This is a genomic window from Stutzerimonas stutzeri (assembly GCF_000219605.1).
In the GTDB taxonomy this organism is placed as follows: Bacteria; Pseudomonadota; Gammaproteobacteria; order Pseudomonadales; family Pseudomonadaceae; genus Stutzerimonas; species Stutzerimonas stutzeri.
The window spans coordinates 4,466,951-4,490,842 of the sequence record NC_015740.1 but is presented as its reverse complement, the minus strand read 5'-3'; the positions used below and the strand labels follow the sequence as shown (position 1 = coordinate 4,490,842).

Annotated in this window: 22 protein-coding genes and 1 pseudogene; 7 read left to right on the top strand and 16 right to left on the bottom strand. The window is 65.3% G+C overall.

The annotated features are described in order from the left end of the window. Positions 1-17 precede the first annotated feature (17 nt). Positions 18-380, top strand: coding sequence for a hypothetical protein (locus PSTAB_RS20625; protein WP_013984516.1), 363 nt, complete (start codon positions 18-20; stop codon positions 378-380). 42 nt (positions 381-422) lie between these two features. On the opposite strand, the gene PSTAB_RS20620 is transcribed toward PSTAB_RS20625, so the two are convergent. Further along, positions 423-953 carry a DUF3617 domain-containing protein gene (locus PSTAB_RS20620; protein WP_013984515.1) on the bottom strand — a complete coding sequence of 177 codons (531 nt, stop codon included), beginning with the start codon at positions 951-953 and terminating at the stop codon, positions 423-425. A 165-nt stretch (positions 954-1,118) separates the two neighbouring features. On the opposite strand from PSTAB_RS20620, the gene PSTAB_RS20615 reads away from it, so the two are divergent. The 4 genes from PSTAB_RS20615 to PSTAB_RS20600 all read left to right on the top strand — a co-directional run bounded on the left by PSTAB_RS20615 (position 1,119) and on the right by PSTAB_RS20600 (position 6,459). Continuing rightward, a complete protein-coding gene (locus PSTAB_RS20615) occupies positions 1,119-1,634 on the top strand; it encodes a sigma-70 family RNA polymerase sigma factor (protein WP_041771897.1) in 516 nt (171 codons plus the stop codon). Next, complete coding sequence (locus PSTAB_RS20610; RefSeq protein ID WP_013984513.1) at positions 1,634-2,596, top strand: FecR domain-containing protein; 963 nt, start codon at positions 1,634-1,636, stop codon at positions 2,594-2,596. Before PSTAB_RS20615 ends, PSTAB_RS20610 begins: the two co-directional genes overlap by 1 nt. Before the next feature lie 99 nt (positions 2,597-2,695). After that, positions 2,696-5,185, top strand: a complete 2,490-nt coding sequence (locus tag PSTAB_RS20605) for a TonB-dependent siderophore receptor (RefSeq protein ID WP_013984512.1) — start codon at positions 2,696-2,698, stop codon at positions 5,183-5,185. Positions 5,186-5,253: 68 nt separating this feature from the next. Further along, complete coding sequence (locus PSTAB_RS20600) at positions 5,254-6,459, top strand: PepSY-associated TM helix domain-containing protein (RefSeq protein WP_013984511.1); 1,206 nt, start codon at positions 5,254-5,256, stop codon at positions 6,457-6,459. A gap of 21 nt (positions 6,460-6,480) precedes the next feature. Here PSTAB_RS20600 and PSTAB_RS20595 read toward each other — a convergent pair whose 3' ends face one another. From PSTAB_RS20595 to PSTAB_RS20575, 5 genes are all read right to left on the bottom strand, one after another. Beyond that, complete coding sequence (locus PSTAB_RS20595; protein ID WP_011915173.1) at positions 6,481-7,116, bottom strand: SCO family protein; 636 nt, start codon at positions 7,114-7,116, stop codon at positions 6,481-6,483. 178 nt (positions 7,117-7,294) lie between these two features. After that, a complete protein-coding gene (gene cyoE, locus PSTAB_RS20590; RefSeq protein WP_011915172.1) occupies positions 7,295-8,194 on the bottom strand; it encodes a heme o synthase in 900 nt (299 codons plus the stop codon). 17 nt (positions 8,195-8,211) lie between these two features. Next, positions 8,212-9,267 (bottom strand): COX15/CtaA family protein, encoded by a 1,056-nt coding sequence (locus tag PSTAB_RS20585; protein WP_013984510.1) that lies wholly within the window; start codon positions 9,265-9,267, stop codon positions 8,212-8,214. A gap of 53 nt (positions 9,268-9,320) precedes the next feature. Next, positions 9,321-9,899 carry a hypothetical protein gene (locus tag PSTAB_RS20580; protein WP_041771896.1) on the bottom strand — a complete coding sequence of 193 codons (579 nt, stop codon included), beginning with the start codon at positions 9,897-9,899 and terminating at the stop codon, positions 9,321-9,323. Further along, the gene (locus tag PSTAB_RS20575) at positions 9,874-10,611 is read right to left on the bottom strand and encodes an SURF1 family protein (protein WP_013984508.1); all 738 of its coding nucleotides are present in this window, start codon (positions 10,609-10,611) and stop codon (positions 9,874-9,876) included. Before PSTAB_RS20575 ends, PSTAB_RS20580 begins: the two co-directional genes overlap by 26 nt. Before the next feature lie 70 nt (positions 10,612-10,681). Here PSTAB_RS20575 and PSTAB_RS20570 point away from each other — a divergent pair, with 70 nt between their 5' ends. After that, positions 10,682-10,885 (top strand): twin transmembrane helix small protein, encoded by a 204-nt coding sequence (locus PSTAB_RS20570; protein ID WP_013984507.1) that lies wholly within the window; start codon positions 10,682-10,684, stop codon positions 10,883-10,885. 7 nt (positions 10,886-10,892) lie between these two features. Here the strand turns inward: PSTAB_RS20570 and PSTAB_RS20565 are convergent, their stop codons facing one another. The 8 genes and pseudogenes from PSTAB_RS20565 to PSTAB_RS20530 form a co-directional block, all read right to left on the bottom strand. After that, positions 10,893-11,789 (bottom strand): cytochrome c oxidase subunit 3, encoded by an 897-nt coding sequence (locus PSTAB_RS20565; protein WP_011915167.1) that lies wholly within the window; start codon positions 11,787-11,789, stop codon positions 10,893-10,895. Beyond that, positions 11,786-12,361: a cytochrome c oxidase assembly protein gene (locus tag PSTAB_RS20560; RefSeq protein WP_013984506.1), complete on the bottom strand. Its 576-nt coding sequence runs from the start codon at positions 12,359-12,361 to the stop codon at positions 11,786-11,788. Before PSTAB_RS20560 ends, PSTAB_RS20565 begins: the two co-directional genes overlap by 4 nt. 64 nt (positions 12,362-12,425) lie before the next feature. Further along, the gene (gene ctaD / locus PSTAB_RS20555) at positions 12,426-14,063 is read right to left on the bottom strand and encodes a cytochrome c oxidase subunit I (protein WP_013984505.1); all 1,638 of its coding nucleotides are present in this window, start codon (positions 14,061-14,063) and stop codon (positions 12,426-12,428) included. A gap of 12 nt (positions 14,064-14,075) precedes the next feature. Continuing rightward, positions 14,076-15,209, bottom strand: coding sequence for a cytochrome c oxidase subunit II (gene coxB, locus PSTAB_RS20550; RefSeq protein ID WP_017244940.1), 1,134 nt, complete (start codon positions 15,207-15,209; stop codon positions 14,076-14,078). 232 nt (positions 15,210-15,441) lie between these two features. Beyond that, entirely contained in the window at positions 15,442-15,708 is a 267-nt protein-coding gene (locus tag PSTAB_RS20545; RefSeq protein ID WP_013984504.1) for a hypothetical protein, read from the bottom strand. 100 nt (positions 15,709-15,808) lie between these two features. Next, a pseudogene (locus PSTAB_RS20540) lies at positions 15,809-17,345 on the bottom strand (SulP family inorganic anion transporter). 75 nt (positions 17,346-17,420) lie between these two features. Beyond that, positions 17,421-18,173 (bottom strand): carbonic anhydrase, encoded by a 753-nt coding sequence (locus PSTAB_RS20535; RefSeq protein WP_011915161.1) that lies wholly within the window; start codon positions 18,171-18,173, stop codon positions 17,421-17,423. Positions 18,174-18,374: 201 nt separating this feature from the next. Continuing rightward, complete coding sequence (locus PSTAB_RS20530; RefSeq protein WP_020308377.1) at positions 18,375-19,439, bottom strand: PA0069 family radical SAM protein; 1,065 nt, start codon at positions 19,437-19,439, stop codon at positions 18,375-18,377. A 292-nt stretch (positions 19,440-19,731) separates the two neighbouring features. Here PSTAB_RS20530 and PSTAB_RS20525 point away from each other — a divergent pair, with 292 nt between their 5' ends. Further along, positions 19,732-20,802 carry an acyltransferase family protein gene (locus PSTAB_RS20525; RefSeq protein ID WP_013984498.1) on the top strand — a complete coding sequence of 357 codons (1,071 nt, stop codon included), beginning with the start codon at positions 19,732-19,734 and terminating at the stop codon, positions 20,800-20,802. 678 nt (positions 20,803-21,480) lie between these two features. Here the strand turns inward: PSTAB_RS20525 and PSTAB_RS20520 are convergent. Further along, positions 21,481-21,759 (bottom strand): YheV family putative zinc ribbon protein, encoded by a 279-nt coding sequence (locus PSTAB_RS20520; protein WP_013984497.1) that lies wholly within the window; start codon positions 21,757-21,759, stop codon positions 21,481-21,483. Continuing rightward, a complete protein-coding gene (prlC, locus tag PSTAB_RS20515; protein WP_013984496.1) occupies positions 21,756-23,807 on the bottom strand; it encodes an oligopeptidase A in 2,052 nt (683 codons plus the stop codon). Before prlC ends, PSTAB_RS20520 begins: the two co-directional genes overlap by 4 nt. Positions 23,808-23,892 lie beyond the last annotated feature (85 nt).

Sequence of the window (23,892 nt, the reverse complement as noted above, 5' to 3'; positions counted from 1 at the left end):
TTCCGGAGGATGCCGACATGCGATTACCGATCTTGCTGACCCTGCTGTGCAGCGCTGGCGTTGCGCAGCAAGCCATGGCCGAAGCCTGCGTCATTCGCAGCCATGACGATCGGGTGGCGGTAACGCTCTGCCAGGCCAACGGCAACATACCCACCGAGCTGTTTCGCAGCGGCTTCTGCCAGCCGGAGCTGAAGGGCCAGCAGGTAGAGGTGGAGTTCGTCGAGCAATGCCCGGACGGCGCCTTCGGCATCTGCCGCGACGCTCAGGTATCAAACATGCCGTACCGGCAGGACATTCACTATTACGGCGTGGCCAGCGATGCGCGCTTTCTGCAACCGGCCTGCGAGCAGAGCAGTCAGGGCCGTTGGCAGGCGCAATAAGCGCAGCCCAGCAGGCATAGGGGTTTCACGTGGAACCTCTAGTCAGCGTGCCGGCTTCAGCGTGCCGCAATCGTCGGCAATCCAGCGCGCATGGGACTCGATCCGTGAGCTGCCGGTTTCAGTGCCCTGGCGGTATTCGCTGTCCACGGTGCTGACGAACTCCTTGTCGCTGATAAAGCGTGTCTCGCCCTGGCCACGGGCGTCGGGGCATTCGAAACGGAACTTCCAAAGCTTGTCGCCACGCTCGGTGATTTCCTGAGTGCACGCCGGATCGTCCTTGAAGGGCAACTCGTCCGCCTCGACCTGCGCCTTGCTCAGGCAAATCTGCACACCCTTGCCGCCGAGCTTTACTCCCTGTGCGGCGAGCATCTCTTCCATCATCCGCCGCTGGTCCGCCGGCAGGTTCTGCATCTGCTCCAGCATCGCGTCCATAGCGGGCATCTGCTGGCCATCGACCTGGATATCGCCACTGCTGAATTCCCACAGGCCGGGGAGGATCTTCGGTTGCGCATGCGCCGGCAGCAGCGTCAGCGACAGGAGGGAGAGGGCGGCCAGGCGCGGCAGGTAGGTCATGGTTCGAGCTCCGATTCGGTGATGCTTTCCAGCCTAGTCGAGCCTGAACCAGACGGTAGCCTGATCCACCTTCGACGGCTGAATGGAGCCGTGCAGCAGTTACCCGTGGATTTGTGTTGTTGAGAAGCGTTAGCATTAACTGCTGCAGCGCTCATGGGAGGCCGCATGGCAAAAGAAGGTATGCTTCGGCAGCAGATGCTGCATCGGTTCTACGCTGATCACCACGGCTGGTTGAATGGCTGGCTGCGCCGTCAGCTCGGCTGTAGTCAACGTGCGGCCGACCTCGCGCAGGACACCTTCGTGCGGGTGCTGAGCAAAGACGACGACATGGCCGCGATCCGCGAACCCCGGGCCTATCTGCACACCATCGCCAAGGGTCTGTTGATCAACCATTGGCGCCGCCGGCAGATCGAGCAGGCCTATCTGGATGCATTGGCACTGCAACCGGAGCCGGTGGCACCGTCGCCGGAGTCCCAGGCGCTGATCGTCGAAACCCTGCTGCGGATCGATGCCATGCTGGCGCAGCTGCCCACCAGGGTGCGCAGCGCTTTCCTCATGTCGCAGCTGCATGGCATGACCTACGCGGCTATCGCCACCGAACTGGGTGTATCCGAGCGCATGGTGAAGAAGTACATGGCGCAGGCCATGCTGCATTGCCTGATGCTGGTAGCGGAGGACTGATGGGCAGCGACTACCGCGTGTTGCAGCAGGCTGCCGAATGGTTCGCCCTGCTGCAGTCCGGCTCGGTCAGCGCCAGCGAGCGCCGCGCGTGGGCGGCATGGCTGGAGCAGCCGGAACACGCCCAGGCGTGGGCGAAGGTCGAGCGCATCAGCGGCCAGTTCCAGCCGCTGACCAGTGATGCCATCGGCCGAGCCGCCGGGGCCATGCTGCAGCAACGGCAGTCGACCCGGCGGCAGGCGTTGAAGGTGCTCTCGGTGCTCTGCGGTGGCGCAGTCCTGACCGTCGCCGGCGGTGCGCTGCCCTGGCAGCGTTGGGCGGCCGATGAGCGCACCGCCGTCGGTGAGGTTCGTGATCTGCGCCTGGCCGATGGCACCCGGTTATGGCTGAACACCGACTCGGCGCTGGATATCCGCTTCGACGCGAAGGAACGAAGGCTGGCGCTGCAGCATGGCGAACTGCTGATCGACGCGCCCGCCAGCCGGCGCGGACGACCATTGGTGTTGAGCAGTCGCGAGGGGTATGTGCGCAGCGAGCAGGCCGCGCGCTTTTCGCTGCGCCAGGAGGAAGGGCGCACGCGTCTCAGCGTGTTCGCTGGCGTCGTGGACATTCAACTCGAGGGTTTCGGCGTGACCAGCGTGCCTGCCGGCCAGCAGGCTGCGTTCGACCGTCGCCATGTCGGGCCGCTGGCTGCTGCGCGCGCCGAGCACCAGGCTTGGGCGACCGGGGTGCTGCTGGCCGATAACCAGCGCCTGGAGGACTTCCTCGCCGAACTGTCGCGCTATCGCCATGGCTACCTCGGCTGCGATCCACGGATCGCCGATCTGCGTGTGGTCGGGGCGTTCCCGCTGGCCGATACCGACCGTGTACTGCAAGCCCTTGCCGCTACGTTGCCTGTGCGCATCGAGCGGCGCATGGCCTGGTGGGTCAGCCTGGAACCGTTGCCCAAGCAGGCAGGCGTCTGAGCCAACGCTTACGCGAATAAAAAATATTCGCATCCGCAGTTCCCTTTCCGAATTCTCGCCGGGCATAGGACGAAACCCGTCATTCGAACAGGACTTCCCATGCGCTCGACCGCCTTGCCCTTCCTTCCCGACCGTTCCCGTACCCTGGCGCTGGGTATCCGCGCCGCGCTGCTGTGCCTGCCCTTGAGCATCGCCCCCGGCCTGGCCCTCGCCCAGTCGACGACCCAGCAGGCGGTGCGCAGCTACGACATCCCTGCTGGCCCGCTGTCCAGCGCACTGAGCCGCTTCGCCGGCGAGGCTGGGGTGTTGCTGTCGGTGGACGGCAGCTTGCTGCAAGGCCTGGAAACGAACGGGCTGCGCGGCCAGTACGGCGTCGACGACGGTTTTGCCGAACTGCTGCAGGGCAGCGGCCTGCAAGCCGTGCGCGACGGCCAGGGCAACTACTCGCTGAGCCGCCGTACGGCACAGAGCGATGCCGTCGAGCTGCAATCGATGACCGTCGAAGGCTTCGCTCTGGGCAATGCGCTGGGTTCGATGGAAGGCTACAACGCGACGCATAGCAGCGTGGCGACCAAGACGAGCATGCCGCTGGTAGAGACCTCGCAAACCGTCTCGGTGGTCACCCGCCAGCAGATCGAGGATCAGGGCTCGCGCTCCATCGCTCAGGCGGTGCGCTACACGCCGGGCCTGATGAGCACGCCCTATGGCGCCACCACCCGCTACGACTATGTCGCCATGCGCGGCATCACCGACGGCTCGGTGGACAACCTTTACCTCGACGGCCAGAAGCTGCTGGGCGACAGCGGCACCTACAGCACTCTGCAGGTCGATCCGTACTTCATCGAGCGCATCGACATTCTCAAGGGACCGTCCTCGGTGCTATATGGCCGCAGCCTGCCGGGTGGCCTGGTGGCGATGACCAGCAAGAAGCCGCAGAAGGAAGCCAGCCGCCAGCTGCAGTTCTCCTATGGCAGCCACGACTACAAGCAGGCTGCGTTCGACTTCACCGGCCCGCTGGACGACGAGCGCATCGCCTATCGCCTGGTGGGCGTGGCCAAGGATGCCGACAATCAGGTCGATGGCATCGAGGAGCAGCGCTATGCGGTGATGCCCTCGGTGAGCATCGATTTCACCGAGGACACCCGTCTGACCCTGCTGGCGATGCTGCAACGCGATCCGGAAAGCGGCTACCACGGTGGGTTGCCGGCCGACGGCACGGTGACGTCGCACAACGGTCAGCGCATCTCGCGCAGCTTCTTCGAGGGTGACAGGGATTACGAGAAGTTCGAGCGCGACCAGCAGATGATCGGCTATCAGCTCGAGCATCGTTTCAACGATGTCGTGTCAGCGCGGCAAAACTTCCAGTACCTGGACTCCACCGTGGACTCGGGGCAGGTGTACCAGTACGGCTATGTGGCCCCGGGTTCCGATGAGCTGGTGCGCTACTACACCGGGGCCGACGAAGCGCTGCACGCCTGGACCATCGACAACCAGCTGCAGTTTCTCTTCGATACCGGCGCACTCAGCCACACCCTGGTCACCGGCCTCGACTACCAGCGGCGCAAGGCGAGGGTCAATTACGACGCGGGCGCCGGTTTGTCATCGATCAATCCTTACACGGGTGCCGTTAGCGCTGGCAGCCCGGTGTTCTATTACCAATACGACGAAACGCGCAAGCTGGAGCAGACCGGCCTCTATGTGCAGGACCTGATCAGCCTCGACAACTGGCGCTTCTCGTTGGGCGTGCGCCAGGACTGGGTGGATGTGTCCTTCGATCACACCAACGATGCAACTTACGGCGATCAGTCCGATAGCGCCAAGCTGGAGCAGTTCACCGGTCGCGTCGGCGTGCTCTATGCCTTCGACAACGGCCTGTCGCCCTACGCCAGCTATTCCGAGTCGTTCAACCCCAATGCCACTGCAGCCTATAACGCCAACGGCAGCGGCGGCTTCGACATCACCCTGCTCGAACCTACCGAGGGTGAGCAGTACGAGGTAGGCCTGAAGTACCAGCCGCTGGGTACCGACGATCTCTACACCATCTCCTATTTCGACCTGAAGCAGTCCAACCTGGCGAACAAGGACTCCAACGAGAACTTCTACCGCGCAGTGGGTGAGCTCACCTCGAAGGGCGTGGAAGTCGAAGCGCGCCTGCGGCCCATCGAGCAGGTCAACCTGATCGCCAGCTACACCTACATGGACGTCGAATACTCCAAGGACTTCACCGGCGCTGCTGGCGTCAACAACCGCGGCAACACGCCGAATGCGGTGGCGCGCAACATGGCTTCGCTGTGGACCGACTACACCTTCGATCAGGGGCCGCTGGCCGGTCTTCAGGTGGGCGGTGGGGCGCGCTACTTCGGCAAGAGCTGGGCGGACGCGGAGAACACCCTGCGCATCCCGTCCTACACCCTGTATGACGCGATGCTCGGTTACGACCTGTCCCGCGTGGGGCTGCAGGGGGTTGGCGTGCGCCTGAACCTGAACAACCTCACCGACGAAAAATACGTCGCTGCGTGCAACAGCCTGAGCCAGTGCTATTACGGCGAGTCGCGCAATGTCATGGCTACCGTGACCTACGACTTCTGATAACGCTGAGCCGCCGCCGGCCCCAAGGGCCGGCGGCTTTGTGCTTTCTGAAAGACGGACAACCGACGATGCGTTCGATTCTTGTGCTCCTGCACCGCTACATCGGCCTGGCCACGGCGATCTTCCTGTTTCTCGCCGGCATTACCGGCAGCATCCTGGCCTTCCATCACGAGCTGGATGAATGGCTCAACCCGGAGTTCTACCACACCACCAGTGAGGGCCCGGTGCTGGCGCCGGGGACGCTGGTGGAGCGCGTCGAGCAGGCCAACCCGCGCATGCAGGTCTGGTACATGGAGTTTCCCAGCGAACCCGGCCACGCCGCGCTGATGGCGCTGGTGCCGCGCGACGATCCGGCGACCGGCAAGCCCTATGACGAACGACCCGTGGTGCATTACCTCGATGCGGTGACTGGCGAGCCGGTGGGTACGCGCTATTGGGGCGAGTGCTGCTTCTCGCGCAAGAACTTCGTGCCCTTCATTCTCGAGTTCCATTACAACCTGTCGCTGCCGGGCAACTGGGGGCTGTGGTTGATGGGCATCGTGGCGATCGCCTGGGTAATCGATTGCTTCGTCTCGCTGGTGCTGACCTTCCCTCGCGGCCGGCCGTTCTTTTCCAAGTGGTGGACGGCCTGGAAGATCAAGCGTCAGCGGATGAACCACGACGTGCACCGCGCCGGCGGCCTGTGGCTGTGGCTGCTGCTCACGCCAGTGGCGGTCAGCAGCGTGGCGATGAACCTGCCGGAGCAGGTGTTCAAGCCGGTGGTCTCACTGTTCTCGCCCGTAGAGCCGAGCGTCTACGAGGCCCGCGGGCGGATGCCGGCCGAGCAGTTGGGCACTACCGCCTACGACTTCCACCAGGCGTACGACTACGCCATGCAGCACGCTGCCGAGCTCGGCCTGACCGAGGCGATCACCGAGCTGTACTACAGCTTCGAGTACAACTTCTATGGCGCCGGTTTCGGCGAGCACGACAGCAATCAGGGCAATGCCTGGCTGTTCTTCCACGGCACCGACGGGCGCCTGCTCGGCCAGGAGATTCCTGGCCAGGGCACGCTGGGGCAGCAGTTCCACCTGCTGCAACCGGCGATCCACGGCGGGCGCATTCTCGGCTTGCCGGGTCGCATCCTGATCGCCGTGCTAGGCGTGGCGATCGCGGTGCTGTCGGTGACCGGGGTGGTGATCTGGTGGCGCAAGCGACGCGCACGCATCAGCGCGTCGCTGCGTGAACCACGCAGGGGGAATGCAGCGTCGGCAAATCCGGTCGGTGAGCCATGATGGCCAACAGGCTCGTGTTTCTCACTCCGCCCGGTTGACCAGCTCAGGCAACTGCTCGGCCAGTTTCTGCACCCGCAAGGGCGAACGGATAAAGCCGCGCTGGCGGCCGTCCGGGCCGATCAGGACCAGGTTGCCGCTGTGGTCGACGGTGTAGTTCTCCTTGCTGGTATCCCCCGGAATGAAGGGAATGCCGACGCCGTTGGCCAGGGTCTGGATATCGTCCAGCGGGCCGGTCAGGCCCTGGAAGCCGGCGTTGAAATAGCCGAGGTATTCCTTGAGCTGCGCGGGCGTGTCGCGGTCCGGATCGACACTGACCAGTATGGTGCGCAACTGGCCGCGCACCGTCTCCGGCAGCATGCCGTTGAGCTGGCGCAGCTCGGCCAGGGTGGTGGGGCAGATGTCCGGGCAGAAGGTGTAGCCGAAGAACAGCAGCGTCCATTGCCCCTTCAATGCATCCAGCTGCACCGCTTCGCCGTCCTGATCCGTCAGGCTCAGCGCCGGCACCGGGCGGCTCTGCGGCAGCAGGACGATGCCGGCATCCAGCAGCTGGGTGGGGTCGAGCTGGCGCTGGCTGTTGAGCACCTTGGAAACCGTCAGCCCGACGACCAGCGCGATCAGCGCCACGAGAATGAAGACGGTTTTCTGGATGCGGGTCATGAACGTCCTTTGGGCGACTGGGTGGCCTGTTTGGTGAGCTCAGTTGGTCAATTTCGGCGCCCATGGCCCCGACATTGCGTTGCTGCTCCTTGCCATAGCTCGCTATGACTCGTCGCAGCGCCTTGTCTCGGAGCCATGTTCATCCGAACTTGCCTCAACCCGCTCACCGCACAGGCCACTAGAAATCGAGTAGCAGATAATGATCAACCAGCAGCGCGATGAACAGCGCGAACAGGTACCAGATGCTGAATTTGAACGTCTTGATTGCCGCATGTGGCCGGCTGTCGCGGTACAGCGCGATGGTCCAGTAGAGGAAGCGCGCGCCCAGCAGCACCGCGGCGGCCAGGTATAGCGGGCCGCTCATGTGAATGGCGAAGGGCATGAAGCTGACCGCCAGCAGCATGGCGGTGTAGAGCAGGATGTGCACCTTGGTGTAGTGCACGCCATGGGTCACCGGCAGCATCGGCACGTTGACCTTGGCGTACTCGTCCTTGCGGTGGATCGCCAGGGCCCAGAAGTGCGGCGGCGTCCAGGCGAAGATGATCAGCACCAGCAGCAGCGGTTCGGCGGTGACCTGGCCGGTTACCGCGACCCAGCCGAGCAGGGGCGGCGCGGCGCCGGCCAGGCCGCCGATGACGATGTTCTGCGGCGTGGCACGTTTGAGGAAGCCGGTATAGATCACCGCGTAACCGATCAGCGAGGCCAGCGTCAGCCAGGCGGCGAGGGCGTTGGTGAAGGTCAGCAGCAGGGCCAGCCCGCTGACGCCGAGGACGAAGGCGAAGGTCAGTGCCGCCGCCGGCGAGACCCGGCCTTCGGCCAGGGGCCGCTTGTGGGTGCGGGCCATCACCGAATCGATCTGCCGGTCCACCACATGGTTCACCGCCGCCGCGCCGCCGGCGCACAGGGCGATGCCGAGGTTGCCGAACAGCAGCACCGTCCAGGGCACACCGGCGCGGGTGGCGAGGAACATGCCCACCAGCGAGGTGATGAGCATCAGCAGCACCACCTTCGGCTTGGTCAGCTCCAGGTAGTCGCGCCAGCTGGCCTGGGCGCCGCGTTCGCTGAGTAGAGTCGCCATTGGGGTTCTCCTTGTGGTCATGCGCGGGGCAGATCGAGCTGCCCCGTCGTGTTCGAAATCGATGCAGGCTCGGTTTGCCGGGTGGCATGTGCAGGCTGGCGCAGCCGGTAATTGACCAGTACCAGCACCAGCAGCAGCGCGGCACCGCCGCCGTTGTGCGCGACGGCCACCGCCAGCGGCAGGTTGAAGACCACGTTGCTGATACCCAGGCCGACCTGTAGCGCCAGCGCGGCGATGAGCAGCCCGGCCAGGCGGCCGAGGCCGCGGCGCATGAGCATGGCGGCGAGCAGCAGCAACACCAGCGTCACCAGCAGCGCACCGATGCGGTGGCTGACATGGATCGCCGTGCGCGCCTCGCCGTAGAGCAGGCCGCCCAGGTAGTTGGGGCCGATGTCGTGGTGGGTCAGGTTGAAGGCGTTGGCAAAGTCCATCCGCGGCCACCATTCGCCGTGGCAGGTGGGGAAATCGGTGCAGGCCACCGCCGCATAGTTGCTGCTGACCCAACCGCCCAGGGTGATCTGCGCCACCACCGCGAGCAGGGCGATGCCGGCGAATCTGCGCAGACGACCGTCCACGGCCGGCAAGGGAGCAAGCGCGCCGGACAGTCGCAGGCACAGCAGAAACAGCAGGCTGAGCGTAGTGAACCCCCCGAGCAGGTGCGCGGTGACTACCTGCGGCCAGAGCTGCAGGGTCACCGTCCACATGCCGAAGATCGCCTGGGCGATGACCACCGCGAGCAGCAGCAGCGGCAACTTCAGCGGTTGCCCGGGCTGGCCGCGACGGCGTATCGCCTGTACCGCAAGGGCGAGGATCACCAGCCCGAGGGCGCCGGCGAAATAGCGATGGACCATCTCGTTCCAGCCCTTGCGCACCTCCAGCGGTGCATCGGGAAAGCGCAGCGCGGCAAGGTTCTGCTTGTGTTCGCTCATGGGCACGGCAAGGAAACCGTAGCAGCCGGGCCAGTCCGGGCAGCCGAGGCCGGCGTGGGTCAGCCGCGTGTAGGCACCGAGCAGCACGACCACCACGGCCAGCGCGGTGGCAATCAGGGCGAGGCGGTATCCGGGTCTGGCCATCGGGTTCTCCTTGGGGCGGCCTGTTTGGGACCGCAGCGCAGCGGCGCAGTGCCTCAGCCGATCTGCGAGATCTTCAGCAGGTATTTCAGGTCGTCGAGAATCGCCTTGCCGTCGGCGCCGACGTCGTAGCGCAGCACCAGATTGCCGTGGGGGTCGACGATCCACAGTTGGGGGGTGGCGGGTGCCTCGGGGTTGCGGGCATAGACGGCGGCGTCCAGCGTATGGCGTTGCAGCTGCGGGTATTCGCGACGCAGGCGCTGTTCGTAGGCTTCGTCCAGCGCCGTCGCGCTGGCCAGTGCATGGCCGGCGCGGGCCGCTTCGCGGGCCAGGCCGATATTGATCTGCCGGGCCAGATAGACCAGTTGCTGGCATTGGGCTTTGCAACCCTGCGGCGCGGTGACCAGCAGCTCCCAGCGCCGCTCGGGCGCTGTAGCGCTGACGCCGATGGCCGCACGGTCCTGGCCGTTGGCGATCAGCACGCCGTCATAGCTGCGGCTTTCCGGCACCCAGAAGCCGAAACGGTACATGGCCGAAGCCAGCAGCATCGGGCCGAGCACCACGCCGATGATCAGCAGCAGTTGCAGCCGACCGCGGCCGCGTTTCCCTTCACCGCTGGAGAGGGTTGGATTCATCGTGCTCACTGCGCTTCCCCCGTGCCTGATGCACACCGAAATAGATGAACAGCGCCAGCAGTGCCGCTGCGAGGGCGAACCACTGCACGGCGTAACCCAGGTGCTGCGACGGGCTCATGCTGGTGATTGCCCAGTCGGCACGATAGGCGCTCGGACCCGGCTCCAGGCGCAGCTCGTGGATCACCCCCTCGCGGCCGGCCTGCTGCCACATCGCCTCGATGTCCACATGGTTGATCAACCGCGGCCAGCCCTCGGCCGCTCGATGGCTGAATACGAACGGCTTGCCCGGCGGAACGTAGACCCAGGCGGCGAGCTTCAACGGCTGCGTCGGCGTGTCGAAGGCCGGCGGCACGCGGCGGTCCGGCCAGGGAATCCAGCCCCGGTTGACCATTACCCAGCGGCCGCTGAGTTCGTCATGGAAGGGTTGCAGCAGTTCGACGCCGACCTGGCCGTCGCGGGTGCGGCTGTCGAGCAGGAAGCTGTGCTCGGCATCGAAGCGACCCTGCAGGAACACCCGGGCGAAGGCCGGATCGTTCAGCTGTTCGATCTCGTGTGGCGCCAGCGGTGCGGCCTGCTGACGGGCTTGCTGGCGCTCCAGCAGCTCGCGCTTGTGCTCACCGCGTTCCAGCTGCCAGAAACCCAGCCACACCAGTACCGGCAGCATGGCCAGTACCAGCAGGGTCGGCAGCAGCCCCGGCCTGAAGCCGCTCATGGCCGGCACCCTGATGCGTCGATACGGCTGGCTATACTCCACCCCCAATACCCCTGTCGTGGAATCGCTCATGCTCAAGGCGGCGATCGTTCTGTTGTTAGTGGCCACGCTGGTCAGTCTGTTCAGTGGGTTGTTCTTCCTGGTCAGGGATGAGGGGCGTACCTCCCGCGTGATCACGGCCCTGTTCATCCGCGTCACCCTCAGCGCGCTGACCGTCGCGCTGATCGGCTGGGGTTTCTATACGGGGCAGCTACGCCCCGCCTTCGGTTTCTGAGAGCTCCCTAGATCACGTAGACGAACACGAACAGCGCGATCCACACCACGTCGACGAAGTGCCAGTACCAGGCCGCCGCCTCGAAACCGAAGTGCTGCTCCGGGCTAAAGTGCCCGCGCAGAATGCGCACCAGCATCACCGTGAGGATGATCGCGCCCATGGTCACGTGGGCGCCGTGAAAGCCGGTGAGCATGAAGAAGGTCGCGCCATAGATGCCCGAGCCCAGCGTCAGCCCGAGTTCGGTGTAGGCGTGCACATACTCCTCGATCTGCAGGATCAGGAATGCCACGCCGAGCAGCACGGTCAGGCCCAGGCCGATCTTCAGGTGCTGGCGATTGTTCTTGCGCAGCGCATGGTGCGCCCAGGTCAGGGTGAAGCTGGAGCTGACCAGCAGGATGGTGTTGATCAGCGGCAGGCCCCAGGCGCTGATGGTGCCCTCCGGCGCCGGGTAGAGCTTCGGGTCGGGGTTGTTCAGCAGCGGCCAGCTGTACTCGAAGCCGGGCCAGAGCATGTTGCTGATGCCCTTGTCGCCCTCGCCGGCGAGCCAGGGGCCGGTCCAGTAGCGGATATAGAAGAGCGCGCCGAAGAAGGCGAGGAAGAACATCACCTCCGAGAAGATGAACCAGCTCATGCCCCAGCGGAACGAGCGATCCATCTGTGCGCTGTACAGCCCTGCGCGGCTTTCCTTCACCACAGCGCCGAACCAGCCGAACATCATGTAGGCGATCAGCAGCGCGCCGACGAAGAAGATCAGCGGCCCGTTGGACGAATCACGGGCGGCCTTGAGGTCGTTGAACCAGCTGCCCAGGCCATAGAAGGTGACCAGCAGGGCGATGGTGGCGATGATCGGCCATTTGCTCTGATCAGGAACGTAGTACTGCTCGTGGGTGGTCTGTTGGCTCATTGCAGACTCTCCTTGGCCGGGGCCGATGCGGCGTTGACGGCCACCGGCGGCTGGCGGGACGTGATGTCGAACAGCGTGTAGGCGAGGGTCAGGTGATGCACGTCGGCGGGCAGGTCGCGATCGACGATGAAGCGCACCGGCATCTCGATGCGCTCGCCCGGCTGCAGCACCTGCTGGGTGAAGCAGAAGCACTCGGTCTTGTGGAAGTACGCGGCCGCCCGCGACGGCGAGACGCTGGGGATCGCCTGCGCGGTCATCGGCTTGTCGGTGGGGTTGTAGGCGACGAAACGGATTTCCTGGCTGGCGCCCGGGTGCACGCTGATCTGGTCGGCCTGCGGGCCGAACTGCCACTGCATGCCGGCGGCGTTGGTGGCAAGGAACTGCACCCGCACCGCACGCGCCTCGTCGGCGCTCTGCACGCCGGTGTAGGCGCCAGCCGTCTTGCCGTTGATGCCGAAGGCCTGGCACATTACGTCGTAGATCGGCACCAGCAGGAAGCCGAAGCCGAACATGGCGATCACGACGAACACCAAGCGGCGGACTAGCCGCCGAGTGGACAGGGCCTCGTTCATGGCAGCCTCCCCGATCGAGGGTTGCGGGCGGCCCGGCAACCTCCGGTCACACCCCGATGCATGCTCACGGCGTCAGCTCCCCGCCGGTGCCCTTGCGGTGCTCGTGCACATGGCTCATGTCCGGCGGCACCTGGAAGGTGTGGTAGGGCGCCGGCGAGGGCACGCTCCATTCCAGTCCCTCTGCGCCGTCCCAGGGCTTGGCCGGTGCGGGTGCGCCGCCGCGGATGCACTTGATGACGATGAACAGGAACAGCAGCTGGGTGGCGCCGAACATGAAGGCGCCGACGCTGGAGACCATGTTGAAGTTGGCGAACATCATGTTGTAGTCGGGGATGCGTCGCGGCATGCCGGCCAGGCCGACGAAGTGCATCGGGAAGAACGCCAGGTTCATGCCGATGAAGCTCATCCAGAAATGCAGCTTGGCCAGGGTCTCGTCATACATGTGCCCGGTCCACTTCGGCAGCCAGTAGTAGGCCGAGGCGAAGATGCCGAAGATCGCCCCCGGCACCAGCACGTAGTGGAAGTGCGCCACCACGAAGTAGGTGTCGTGGTACTGGAAGTCCGCCGGGGCGATGGCCAGCATCAGCCCGGAGAAGCCGCCGATGGTGAAGAGGATGACGAAGGCCACGGCGAACAGCATCGGCGCCTCGAAGGTCAGCGAGCCGCGCCACATCGTCGACACCCAGTTGAACACCTTCACCCCGGTGGGTACGGCGATCAGCATGGTGGCGTACATGAAGAACAGCTCGCCGGTCAGCGGGATGCCGACGGTGAACATGTGGTGCGCCCAGACGATGAAGGAGAGGAAGGCGATCGCGCCGGTGGCGTAGACCATCGAGGTGTAGCCGAACAGCGGCTTGCGGCTGAACGCCGGGATGATCGAGCTGACCGCGCCGAAGGCCGGCAGGATCATGATGTACACCTCGGGATGGCCGAAGAACCAGAACACGTGCTGGAACAGCACCGGGTCGCCACCCCCGGCGGCGCTGAAGAAGCTGGTGCCGAAGTGGATGTCCATCAGCATCATGGTCACCACGCCCGCCAGCACCGGCATCACCGCGATCAGGAGGAAGGCGGTGATCAGCCAGGTCCAGACGAACAGCGGCATCTTCATCAGCGTCATGCCTGGCGCGCGCAGGTTGAGAATGGTGGCGATCACGTTGATCGCACCCATGATCGAGCTGATGCCCATCAGGTGGATGGCGAAGATGAAGAAGGTCACCGACTCCGGCGCGTAGGTCGTCGACAGCGGCGCATAGAAGGTCCAGCCGAAGTTCGGCCCGCCGCCTTCCATGAACAGGGTCGAAACCAGCAGGCCGAAGGCCGCCGGCAGCAGCCAGAAACTGAAGTTGTTCATCCGCGGCAGCGCCATGTCCGGTGCGCCGATCATCAGCGGGATCATCCAGTTGGCCAGGCCGACGAAGGCCGGCATTACCGCGCCGAACACCATGATCAGGCCGTGCATGGTGGTCATCTGGTTGAAGAATTCCGGCTGCACGATCTGCAGACCCGGCTGGAACAGCTCGGCGCGGATCACCATGGCCATCGAGCCGCCGAGCAGGAAGGCGCAGAAGCTGAACCACAGGTACATCGAGCCGATGTCCTTGTGATTGGTGGTCAGCAGCCAGCGCGAGAGCCCCTTCGCCGGGCCGTGGTGGTGGTCATGCCCGACATGACCATGGTCGTCGATCACTGCACTCATCACCTGATCCTCTTACTGGGTGGCTTCTTCGGCCTGTTTGAAGTCGAGCACGTCTTTCGGCGTGACCATGTCGCCCGTGTTGTTGCCCCAGGCGTTGCGCTCGTAGGTGATGACGGCAGCCAGATCGACCTCCGACAGCTGCTTGCCGAACGCCGCCATGGCGGTGCCCGGCTTGCCGTTGACGACGATGTCGATGTGCGCCTCGACGTCGCCGGTGGCGATGGCCGAGCCCTTGAGGGCCGGGAACATCGGCGGGATGCCTTCACCCCCGGCCTGGTGGCACGAGGCGCAGGCGGTCTGGTAGACCTTCTGGCCGCGCTCGGAGAGCTCTTCCAGCGTCCATTCCTTGCTGGTCAGTTCAGCCAGCTTGGCGGCCTCGGCCTTCTTCTCGCCGAGCCAGCTGGCGTAGTCCTCCTGCGACTTGACCTCCACCACCACCGGCATGAAGCCGTGGTCCTTGCCGCAGAGTTCGGTGCACTGGCCGCGGTAGATGCCCGGCTGCTCGACGCGGGTCCAGGATTCATTGATGAAACCGGGAATGGCGTCCTTCTTCACCGCCAGATCCGGTACCCACCAGGAGTGGATCACGTCCGCCGCGGTGATCAGGAAGCGGACCTTGGCACCGGCCGGGATCACCAGCGGCTCGTCGACTTCCAGCAGGTAATGCTCGCCCTTGGGCGACTGGTTGTTGATCTGCTCGCGCGGCGTGGTGAGGTTGCTGAAGAACTCCACGTCCTCGCCCAGATACTTGTAGTGCCACTTCCACTGGTAGCCGGTGATCTGCACATCCACGTCCGATTCGCTGGAGTCGTAGATGTGGATCAGCGTGCGCGTCGCCGGGATCGCCATGCCCACCAGGATCAGCAGCGGGATGACCGTCCAGAGCACCTCGACGCGGGTGTTTTCGTGGAAGTTGGCCGATTGCTGACGCTTGGAGCGGCGGTGCGCGATCATCGAATAGATCATCACGCCGAACACCAGCACGCCGATGACCACGCAGATCCAGAAGATGGTCATGTGCAGATCGAACACCGACCGACTGACGTCGGTGGCGCCGGAGCGCATGTTCACGTCCCAGGCCGCCTGGGCCTGGCCAAATACTGCCGAAAGCCCAAGCCCCATCCAGATGCATGGATGTCGAGACATTGCGGGTTCCCCTTATGATTCTTGTTATCCCGCCGACCGCCATCGCACCGCCGAGAATCGGCTGGCCGGGGAAACCATTCCCGTCATGCCAGCTACGTTCTCGATCAGTCCGATTCTGCCCAGCACGACCACCGGAAGGCCCGGCGGCCGACTGGACGCTTGCACGCGCAGTCGGAACTCAATCAGGTACGCCTACGATTCGGAGTATAGACAGCGATCCCACTCTCGCAATTTAAGCGCGGGGCGTGTCTGGCTCGGGCTGTGCGGGGTCGTCGTTCTTCTTCACGCCACGAATGTTCATTGCCGCCAGGCAGACCTGCAGGACGATCAGCGCCCAGGCCTCGGCGTGCCAGCCCCAGATCACCCAGAGCAGGTTGCTCAGCAGGAAACAGCAGAAGCCGACGAAGCGCCGGCCGGGTCGCAGCGAGCCGATCAGCCAGGCGGCGATCACCGTGACCGCCATGGCCGGCCATTGCAGCAGATCGATAAAGACGTCCAATTCATCCTCCGCAAGCGCAGGCAGCGCACCGGTTCGCCCGATGCGCTGCCTGCAAGGTGCACATGTTGATGCCTGAAAGATGAGGGCTTGGCCGCCCCGATTAGTTCCCGGCGGCGGCTGCGGCGAGATGTGCGGCCTGTCGACGCCGGCTTTCAACCCGCCGGGTCAGCGCCCGCGCTTCGATGATCAGCCGTGCGCCGCTGGCCTGGTTGGCGCGCTGCCATTCCTCCAGCAGCTCCATGCAGGCGTGATCGATGTAGCGCAGGTGCGCCATCGGTACATGCAGCCAGGCATCCTGCGGCACGCCCTGCAGTGCGCGGGCGAGCTGCGGCGCGAAGAAAGGTCGCCGCACCCTGCATGCGCAGCTCGACCCGGCGGCCGTCGCGCACCACGCCGATCTTCAGTCGCGACGCCTGCCAGGCCAGCTGCGCGAGTGTCAGCGCGAAGCCCAGCAGCACGCCGGTCAGCAGGTCGGTGGCGACGATGGTCAGCGCGGTGGCGACATGAATCAGCATGGACATGCGGCCGTAACGGCCGAGCTGGCGCAGCGCGTCCAGGTCGATCAGCTTGAGCCCGGTGTAGACCAGCACACCGGCCAGGCTCGCCACCGGAATCTGCTCCAGCAGCGCGGCCAGCAGCACCACCGCTGCCAGCAGCCAGAGCGCATGCAGCATGGCCGACAGCCGTGTACGCGCGCCGGCCTGCACATTGGCCGAGCTGCGCACGATCACGCCGGTCATCGGCAGCGCGGCGAGCACGCCGCAGAGCATGTTGCCGACGCCCTGCGCGGTGAGCTCGCGGTCGAAATCGGCACGCGGGCCCTGGTGCATGCGATCGACCGCGGCGGCGGACAGCAGGGTTTCGGCGCTGGCGATAAAGGCCACGGCCAGCGCCGCGACCAGCAGGCCGGGATCGGCGAACGCCAGCAGATCGGCCGGCTGCAGCCAGCTGATGGCGTCGGCAAGGTTGTCGGGCACCTCGACACGGCGCACGTCGAGCCCCAGCCACAGCCCCACCAGCGTCGCCGCCGCGACACCGAGCAGCGCGCCGGGCAGCAGACGCAGACGCTGCGGCCTGAGCCGATCCCATGTCCACATGCAGGCGATGGTCAGCAGGCCGAGGGAGGCGGCGGCCATGCCGTTGCCGCCAGAGAACGGCAGGGCCGCCCACAGCGCTGCGGGAAAGGCGCCGAGATTGTCCAGTCCGGAGGCTTCCGGCTGCGCATCCATCATCACGTGCAACTGCGACAGCACGATGAGGATGCCGATGCCCGCCAGCATGCCGTAGACCACGGCCGGTGCGGTAACGCGGAACCAGCAACCCAGCTTCAGCCGCCCGGCCAGCAGCTGCAGCGCGCCGGCCAGCAGCAGGATCGGGCCGAGCATCGCGGCGCCATATTGCTGCACCAGTTCGAAGACCAGCACCGTGAGGCCCGCGGCCGGGCCACTGACCTGCAGCGGCGCGCCGGCCAGCCAGCCCACCACCAGCCCGCCGACGATACCGGTGATGACGCCCTTGGCGGGCGGCAGGCCCGAAGCGATGGCAATGCCCATGCACAGCGGCAGTGCCACCAGGAAGACCACCACGGACGCCATCAGGTCGCGTGGCAATGTTGCTTTGATCGTTTCTGCATTCATTCGAAATCCTCGACAACGCGGCGACGCCCAGCGGCGCCGCCGGGAGTGACAGCCAATGCCTTTGCGGCCGCTGGTTCAGGCTTGCAGGTAGCGCGGTGCGGGCGTTGCCACCGGCAGCGGGCCGTCGCCGTCCAGCGGCGCGAAGCGGCCGGTGCCGGCGTCGTAGGCGAGAATTTCGCTGGTTTCGATGCAGTAGACCCAGCCATGGATCGACAGCTGACCGCCGGCGAGGCGGGCGGCGACCGAGGGGTGGGTGCGCAGGTGGTCGAGCTGCGCGACCACGTTCTCCTCGGTAAGCACGCCCAGGGCCTCGCCGGCCGTGCAGCTGCAGTTCTGCTCGACCAGGCTGCGCGCCACCTCGCAATGGCGCAGCCAGGCCTTCACCGTGGGCATGCGCTGCAGCCCGGCCGGGTCGAGCACCGCTTTCATCGCACCGCAGTCGGAATGCCCGCAGACAATGATGTGTTGCACGTCGAGGGCCATCACCGCGTACTCGATGGCGCTGGAAACCCCGCCGTTCATCTGGCCATAGGGTGGCACCACGTTGCCCACGTTGCGGGTGACGAACAGGTCGCCGGGCGAACTCTGGGTGATCAGCTCGGGAACGATCCGCGAGTCCGCGCAGGTGATGAACATCGCGCGCGGCTGCTGGGCCTTGGCCAGACGGGCGAACAGCGCCTGCTGCTCGGGGTAGACCTCGGCACGGAAGCGGCGAAAGCCATCGACCAAGTGGGCGAAGGATTCGTCGGCGCTCTCGTCTCGGGCATGCCGGCCGCCTTGGGCGGATGCTTTGCTGGGCTCGACGCGGGCGGTGAATATTTCACGCATGGGCTTGGGTCTCCTGGGGCAGGGGCAAGGCGTGCCAGCGCCGCGCAGACCGCAGGCGGTCCGCGTGACTGGCTGGTCACATTTGCCTCGAGGCTAGTCAGCGAGACTTAACTGAAACTGAACGAGCCGCTCTAGGACGAGCCTTTGCGACGATTGACCCACTAGCGCAATGATGGCACTGGCATCCCGGCGCGGCGAAAATCAGAGCAACGGCATCTGCCGTCCCGGCACGACGAAACGGCTGCAATCCAGGCCGTAATTCTGATCCCGCCGATTGAAGCCCAGCCGCTTGCAGGCCAGCTGGAAACGCTGGGCGAGCAGTTGGGCGAACTGGCCTTCGCCGCGCATGCGGCTGCCGAAACGGCTGTCGTAATCCTTGCCGCCGCGCGACTGGCGCACCAGGCTCATGACATGGGCGGCGCGCTGTGGGAAGTGTTCCTCGAGCCAGCCCTCGAACAGCCCGGCCACCTCATGAGGCAGGCGCAGCAGCACGTAGCCGGCCGAACGCGCACCGGCTTCGCGGGCGGCTTCCAGCAGGCGCTCCAGCTCCATGTCGTTGATCATCGGGATCATCGGCGCGCACATCACGCTGACCGGCACGCCGGCCTCGTGCAGCGTACGCAATACCCGCAGGCGCGCCGAAGGCGAGGCTGCGCGCGGCTCCATGATGCGTTTGAGTTCATCGTCCAGGGTCGTGAGGCTGACCGACACGCTCACCAGCCGCTGCTCGGCCAGCGGCACCAGCAGGTCCAGGTCGCGCAGCACCAGCGAACCCTTGGTGATGATGTGCACCGGATGCCTGAAGCGCAGCAGGATCTCCAGTGCCTGGCGCGTCAGCCGCTGCTCGCGCTCCAGCGGCTGATAGGCGTCGGTGTTCACCCCCAGGGCGATGGGCTGCGGCACGTAGCCCGGCTTGCTCAGCTCGGCCTCCAGCCGTTCGGCGAGGTTGGTCTTGGCGATCAGCCGGGTCTCGAAATCGATGCCCGGCGAAAGATCCCAGTACGCGTGCGATGGCCGCGCAAAACAGTAGATGCAGCCATGTTCGCAACCGCGGTAAGGGTTGACCGAGCGATCGAAACCGACGTCCGGCGACTGGTTGCGCGTCAGTACCGACTTGGCGATCTCGCGGCGCACCTCGGTGGCGCGGGTCGGCGGGACGTCCTGTTCCCAGCCATCGTCGTAGGCCTCGCTGCGCGTGGGCGCGAAGCGGTTGTCCGGGTTCACCGCCGTACCGCGGCCGCGTGGTGTGGAAATGGGCAGGGTCATGTTCTTGGCCAAAGGCTGTTTATATATACAGTAAACAGCTCGTCGACCGCGCGCCAGCCCAACTGATCGATGGCAACCGCTACCGCCCGTCGGTTGCCTCGGGAACATTTGCTTACAGGTCAAAGGAGGCTGATCGGGTGAGCGCTGTGGTTTCCGCGCTTCCCGAATTGGAGCCGGCCGGCAAACAAACAAAAGGATGATCAGGGCGCCTCCGGCGACCGATCCGGCAGTACCGGCATTGCACTCCCGTGCACTCCAGCTTCCAGCCACTGCCGACAGTCAGGAGCAGACCATGCATCCCACCGGTTCCTTTCACACCCGGGAAAACAACTTCGATTTCCTGCGCTTCTTCGCCGCTGCTCTGGTGCTGTTCGCCCACAGCTACCCGCTGGTCGGCCGTCGCGAAGACGAACCACTGACGCTGCTGACCGGCTATGAGAAGGGCGGCTCGATCGCCGTCGGCATCTTCTTCGTCATGAGCGGCTACCTGATCGCCTCGTCCTGGCTGGCCAGCAGCAGCCCGAAGAGCTTCCTGATCAAGCGTGCACTGCGCATCTTCCCGGCGCTGATCGTCGCGGTGCTGCTGTCGGTCTTCGTCATCGGACCGATGGTCACGCAGTTCAGCCTCGGTCGCTATCTGGCCGCCGACGGTACCTGGACCTACCTGCAGAACATCCTGCTGGTGACGCGCTACGAACTGCCTGGCGTATTCACCGGCAACATCTATCCCGATGTGGTCAACGGTTCGCTGTGGACGTTGCCGCTGGAAGTGCTGATGTACCTCGGCGTGATGATTCTCGGCCTGACCGGCTTTCTCAAGCGACGCCTGATCTTCCTGCCGATCGTGGTGCTGGCGGTCGGGCACTTCTGGCTGCTGGGCAAGCTGGGTATCGAGTCCTACTTCATCAAGAACATCTTCAAGCTCGGTCTGCTGTATTACAGCGGCTCGGCACTGTTCCTCTATCGCGACGACATTCCCTGGCGCGGCTGGATCGCGGCGCTGCTGTTCGCCGCGCTGGTGGCGACCTTCCGCACCGACATCGGCCCGTTGGTGTACTTCGTCGCGCTGCCGTACCTGGTGCTCTACCTGGCCTACGCGCCGCTGCCCTGGGTGTCGCGTTTCGGCAAGTACGGCGACTTCTCCTACGGCCTGTATATCTACGCCTTCCCGTTCCAGCAGCTCACCGTCTACCTGTTCGGCCCGCAGGTCGGCGTGCTCGGCCTGACGCTGATCGCCTTCGTGCCGACGCTGATCCTCGCCGCGCTGTCCTGGCACCTGATCGAAGCGCCGGCGATGAAGCTCAAGCGCCTGTTTGCCTCGCCACCGCAGCCGGGACGGGCGACGCCGAAGGTTGAGGGCTGATTTGGAAGGTTCACATGGCTTTCGACTGGCTGAGTGTTGCCGGCCTGCTTAGGAGTGTTTCCGCGGATCGGGGCATATACCAAGCAACCTGATGCCCCGAGTTTCGGCCGTCCCCTCACGAAGATGCGTCCCTGCCTAGGCGGCCCCGTCCTTCGTTCCTCGCTCGGCGTCCATGCCTCGCGTCCCCCTGCGCAACCACTCGGTCTCCTGACGGGATCGGAGTCCAAGGCGCCTGGGAGATTGAGAACGGGGTTCGCTGCGTTTTACTTGGTTTTGGCTTTTCTTCTGCGCGGACTGGCAGGCAGCACCAATCGCCCCTTTCAGGAGGGTGAGCGCAATCGTTGCGTAGAGGGGCGAGCCGCAGGGATGCGGCGAGAGTCGTAAAGGGCCATGGATGGCCCTTGTACGACGACCCTCGGAGCGGCGATGGAGCGAACGGACCCTGCGCGCAGCGCAGGGCCGGATGGAGGGGCAAGACCTTTTGGTTACTTTTGGGGCGAATGCCAAAAGGAACTCGCCCAGCAGGGCGAAACCAAGCCATCAAACGACTCGACAATGGATATGAAGCAAGACCTTCCAGCACACCACCGTCTAGGCCAGCTGCCCCAAACCCCACGAATGCAAACAAAAACGAAAAAGCCCGCCAATTGGCGGGCCTTTCGGTTCAGCCGAGGCGTATCACTCCGGCTTCTTCAACTTCGGATTAGGAAAAAACTGCACCGACTGCACCTGCGGGTTGGCCGGCTTGGGCTGGACCTTGTTCACTCGCGTGCCCAGCTCCATGGGTACCGACTGGCCCTGGGCGTTGAGGGTGTCGGCGTAGCCGCAGTCGATGCATTCGCGGTGCGGGACACCGTCGACATCCCACATCTTGATGCAGTCCGTGCCGCTGCATGCCGGGCATACGGCCCCGGCGATGAAGCGCTTGGTGGTGACTCGGGATACTTCGTTGCTCATGCCGCGGCCTCCGCTACCAGCCCGAGGTGGCGCAGCAGGGCGTCGATGGACGGCTCGCGGCCTCGGAAATCGACGAACAGTACCATCGGCTCCTGGGAGCCGCCACGCGCCAGGATGGCCTCGCGGAAGGCGCGGCCGGTCTCGGCGTTGAACACCCCTTCCTCCTCGAAGCGCGAGAAGGCGTCGGACGACAGCACCTCGGCCCACTTGTAGCTGTAGTAACCGGCGGCGTAACCGCCGGAGAAGATGTGCGCGAAGCTGTTGGGGAAGCGGTTGTAGGCCGGCGGCCGCATCACCGAAACCTCATCGCGGATGTGTTCGAGCACCTCCAGCACGCTGCGACCGTCACCGTGGGTGGCGTGCAGTTCGAAGTCGAACAGGGAGAACTCCAGCTGGCGCGCCATCATCATGCCGGACTGGAAGTTCTTCGCCGCCAGCATCATGTCCAGCTTGTCCTGTGGCAGGGCTTCGCCGGTCTGGTAGTGACCGGAGATCAGTGCCAGGCCTTCGGGGTCCCAGCACCAGTTCTCCATGAACTGGCTGGGCAGCTCCACCGCATCCCAGGCCACGCCGTTGATGCCCGACGCACCAGCGTGCTCGACCTGGGTCAGCAGGTGGTGCAGGCCGTGGCCGAATTCGTGGAACAGCGTGGTGACCTCGTCATGGGTCAAGAGCGCCGGGCGCTCGCCCACCGGCGGGGTGAAGTTGCAGACCAGGTTGGCCACCGGCGTCTGCAGCGTGCCGTCTGCGGTGCGGCGCTTGTCGCGGGCGCCGTCCATCCAGGCGCCGCCGCGCTTGTTCGGCCGCGCGTAGAGGTCGAAGAAGAAGCGCCCGACGTGCTCGCCGTTCTCGGTGATCTCGAACAGCCGCACATCCGGGTGCCAGCCGTCGAACTGCTCCAGCTCATGGATCTGGATGCCATACAGGCGCTGGACGATGCCGAACAGCCCGGACAGCACCTTGTCGATCGGGAAGTAGGCGCGCAGCTCTTCCTGGTTCAGGCTGTAGCGCTGCTGGCGCAGCTTCTCGGCGTAGTAGCCCAGGTCCCAGCTCTGCAGGTCGTCCAGACCCTGCTCGGCGGCGAAGGCGCGCAGTTCGGCCAGGTCGCGCTCGGCGAACGGCTTGCTGCGCACCGCCAGGTCGCGCAGAAAGCTCAGTACCTGCTCGGTGGATTCGGCCATCTTGGTCGCCAGCGACAGCTCGGCGAAGTTGCGATAGCCCAGCAGGCCGGCCAACTCGTGACGCAGCTCGAGGATCTCGGCCATCACCGGGCCGTTGTCGAACTGCCCGGCATTCGGGCCCTGGTCCGAGGCGCGGGTGCAGTAGGCGGTGTAGACCTCCTCGCGCAGGCCGCGGTCGTCGGCATAGGTCATCACCGCGTAGTAGCTGGGGAATTCCAGGGTGATCAGCCAGCCGTCGAGGCCCTTGGCCTTGGCCGCCTCGGCCATCTGCGCCTTGGCCGAGTCGGTGATGCCGGCCAGCAGACTCTCGTCGGTGATGTGCCGGGTCCAGGCCTGCGTGGCGTCCAGCAGCTGGTTGGAGAACTTGCTGCCCAGCTCGGCAAGCTTCATCTGGATGGCGCCGAAGCGCTGCTGCTCGACCGGCGGCAGGTCGATACCGGACAGGCGGAAGTCGCGCAGCGAATGCTCGAGGATGGTCTTCTGCGCCACCTCGAAACCGGCCGCCGCGGGGCCGGAGGCAAGCGCCTGGTAGGCCTCGAACAGCGCGCGGTTCTGCCCCAGTTCCGTGTAGTAGGCCGACAGCTTGGGCAGGCAGGCCTCGTAGGCGGTGCGCAATTCCGGGCTGTTGCACACGGAATTGAGGTGACCGACCGGCCCCCAGGCACGGGCGAGGCGATCATTCAGCTCGTCCAGCCCGACCACCAGGGTCTGCCAGTCCAGGCTTTCGGCCGGGCGGCTGAGCAGCTCCTGGATCGCCACGCGGTTGTCGCCGAGGATGGTGTCGACGGCCGGCTCGACGTGCTCCGGACGGATTTCGGAATAGGGCGGCAGGTCGAATTGTTGCAGCAGGGGATTGTTCGCGCTCACGGGGACACCTTGTGACGAAGAGGGTTGCAGGCCGCTCGCTGGAGCGAGGCCGGACGTGGCAGGCAGATGTCCTAGATGGACGCGC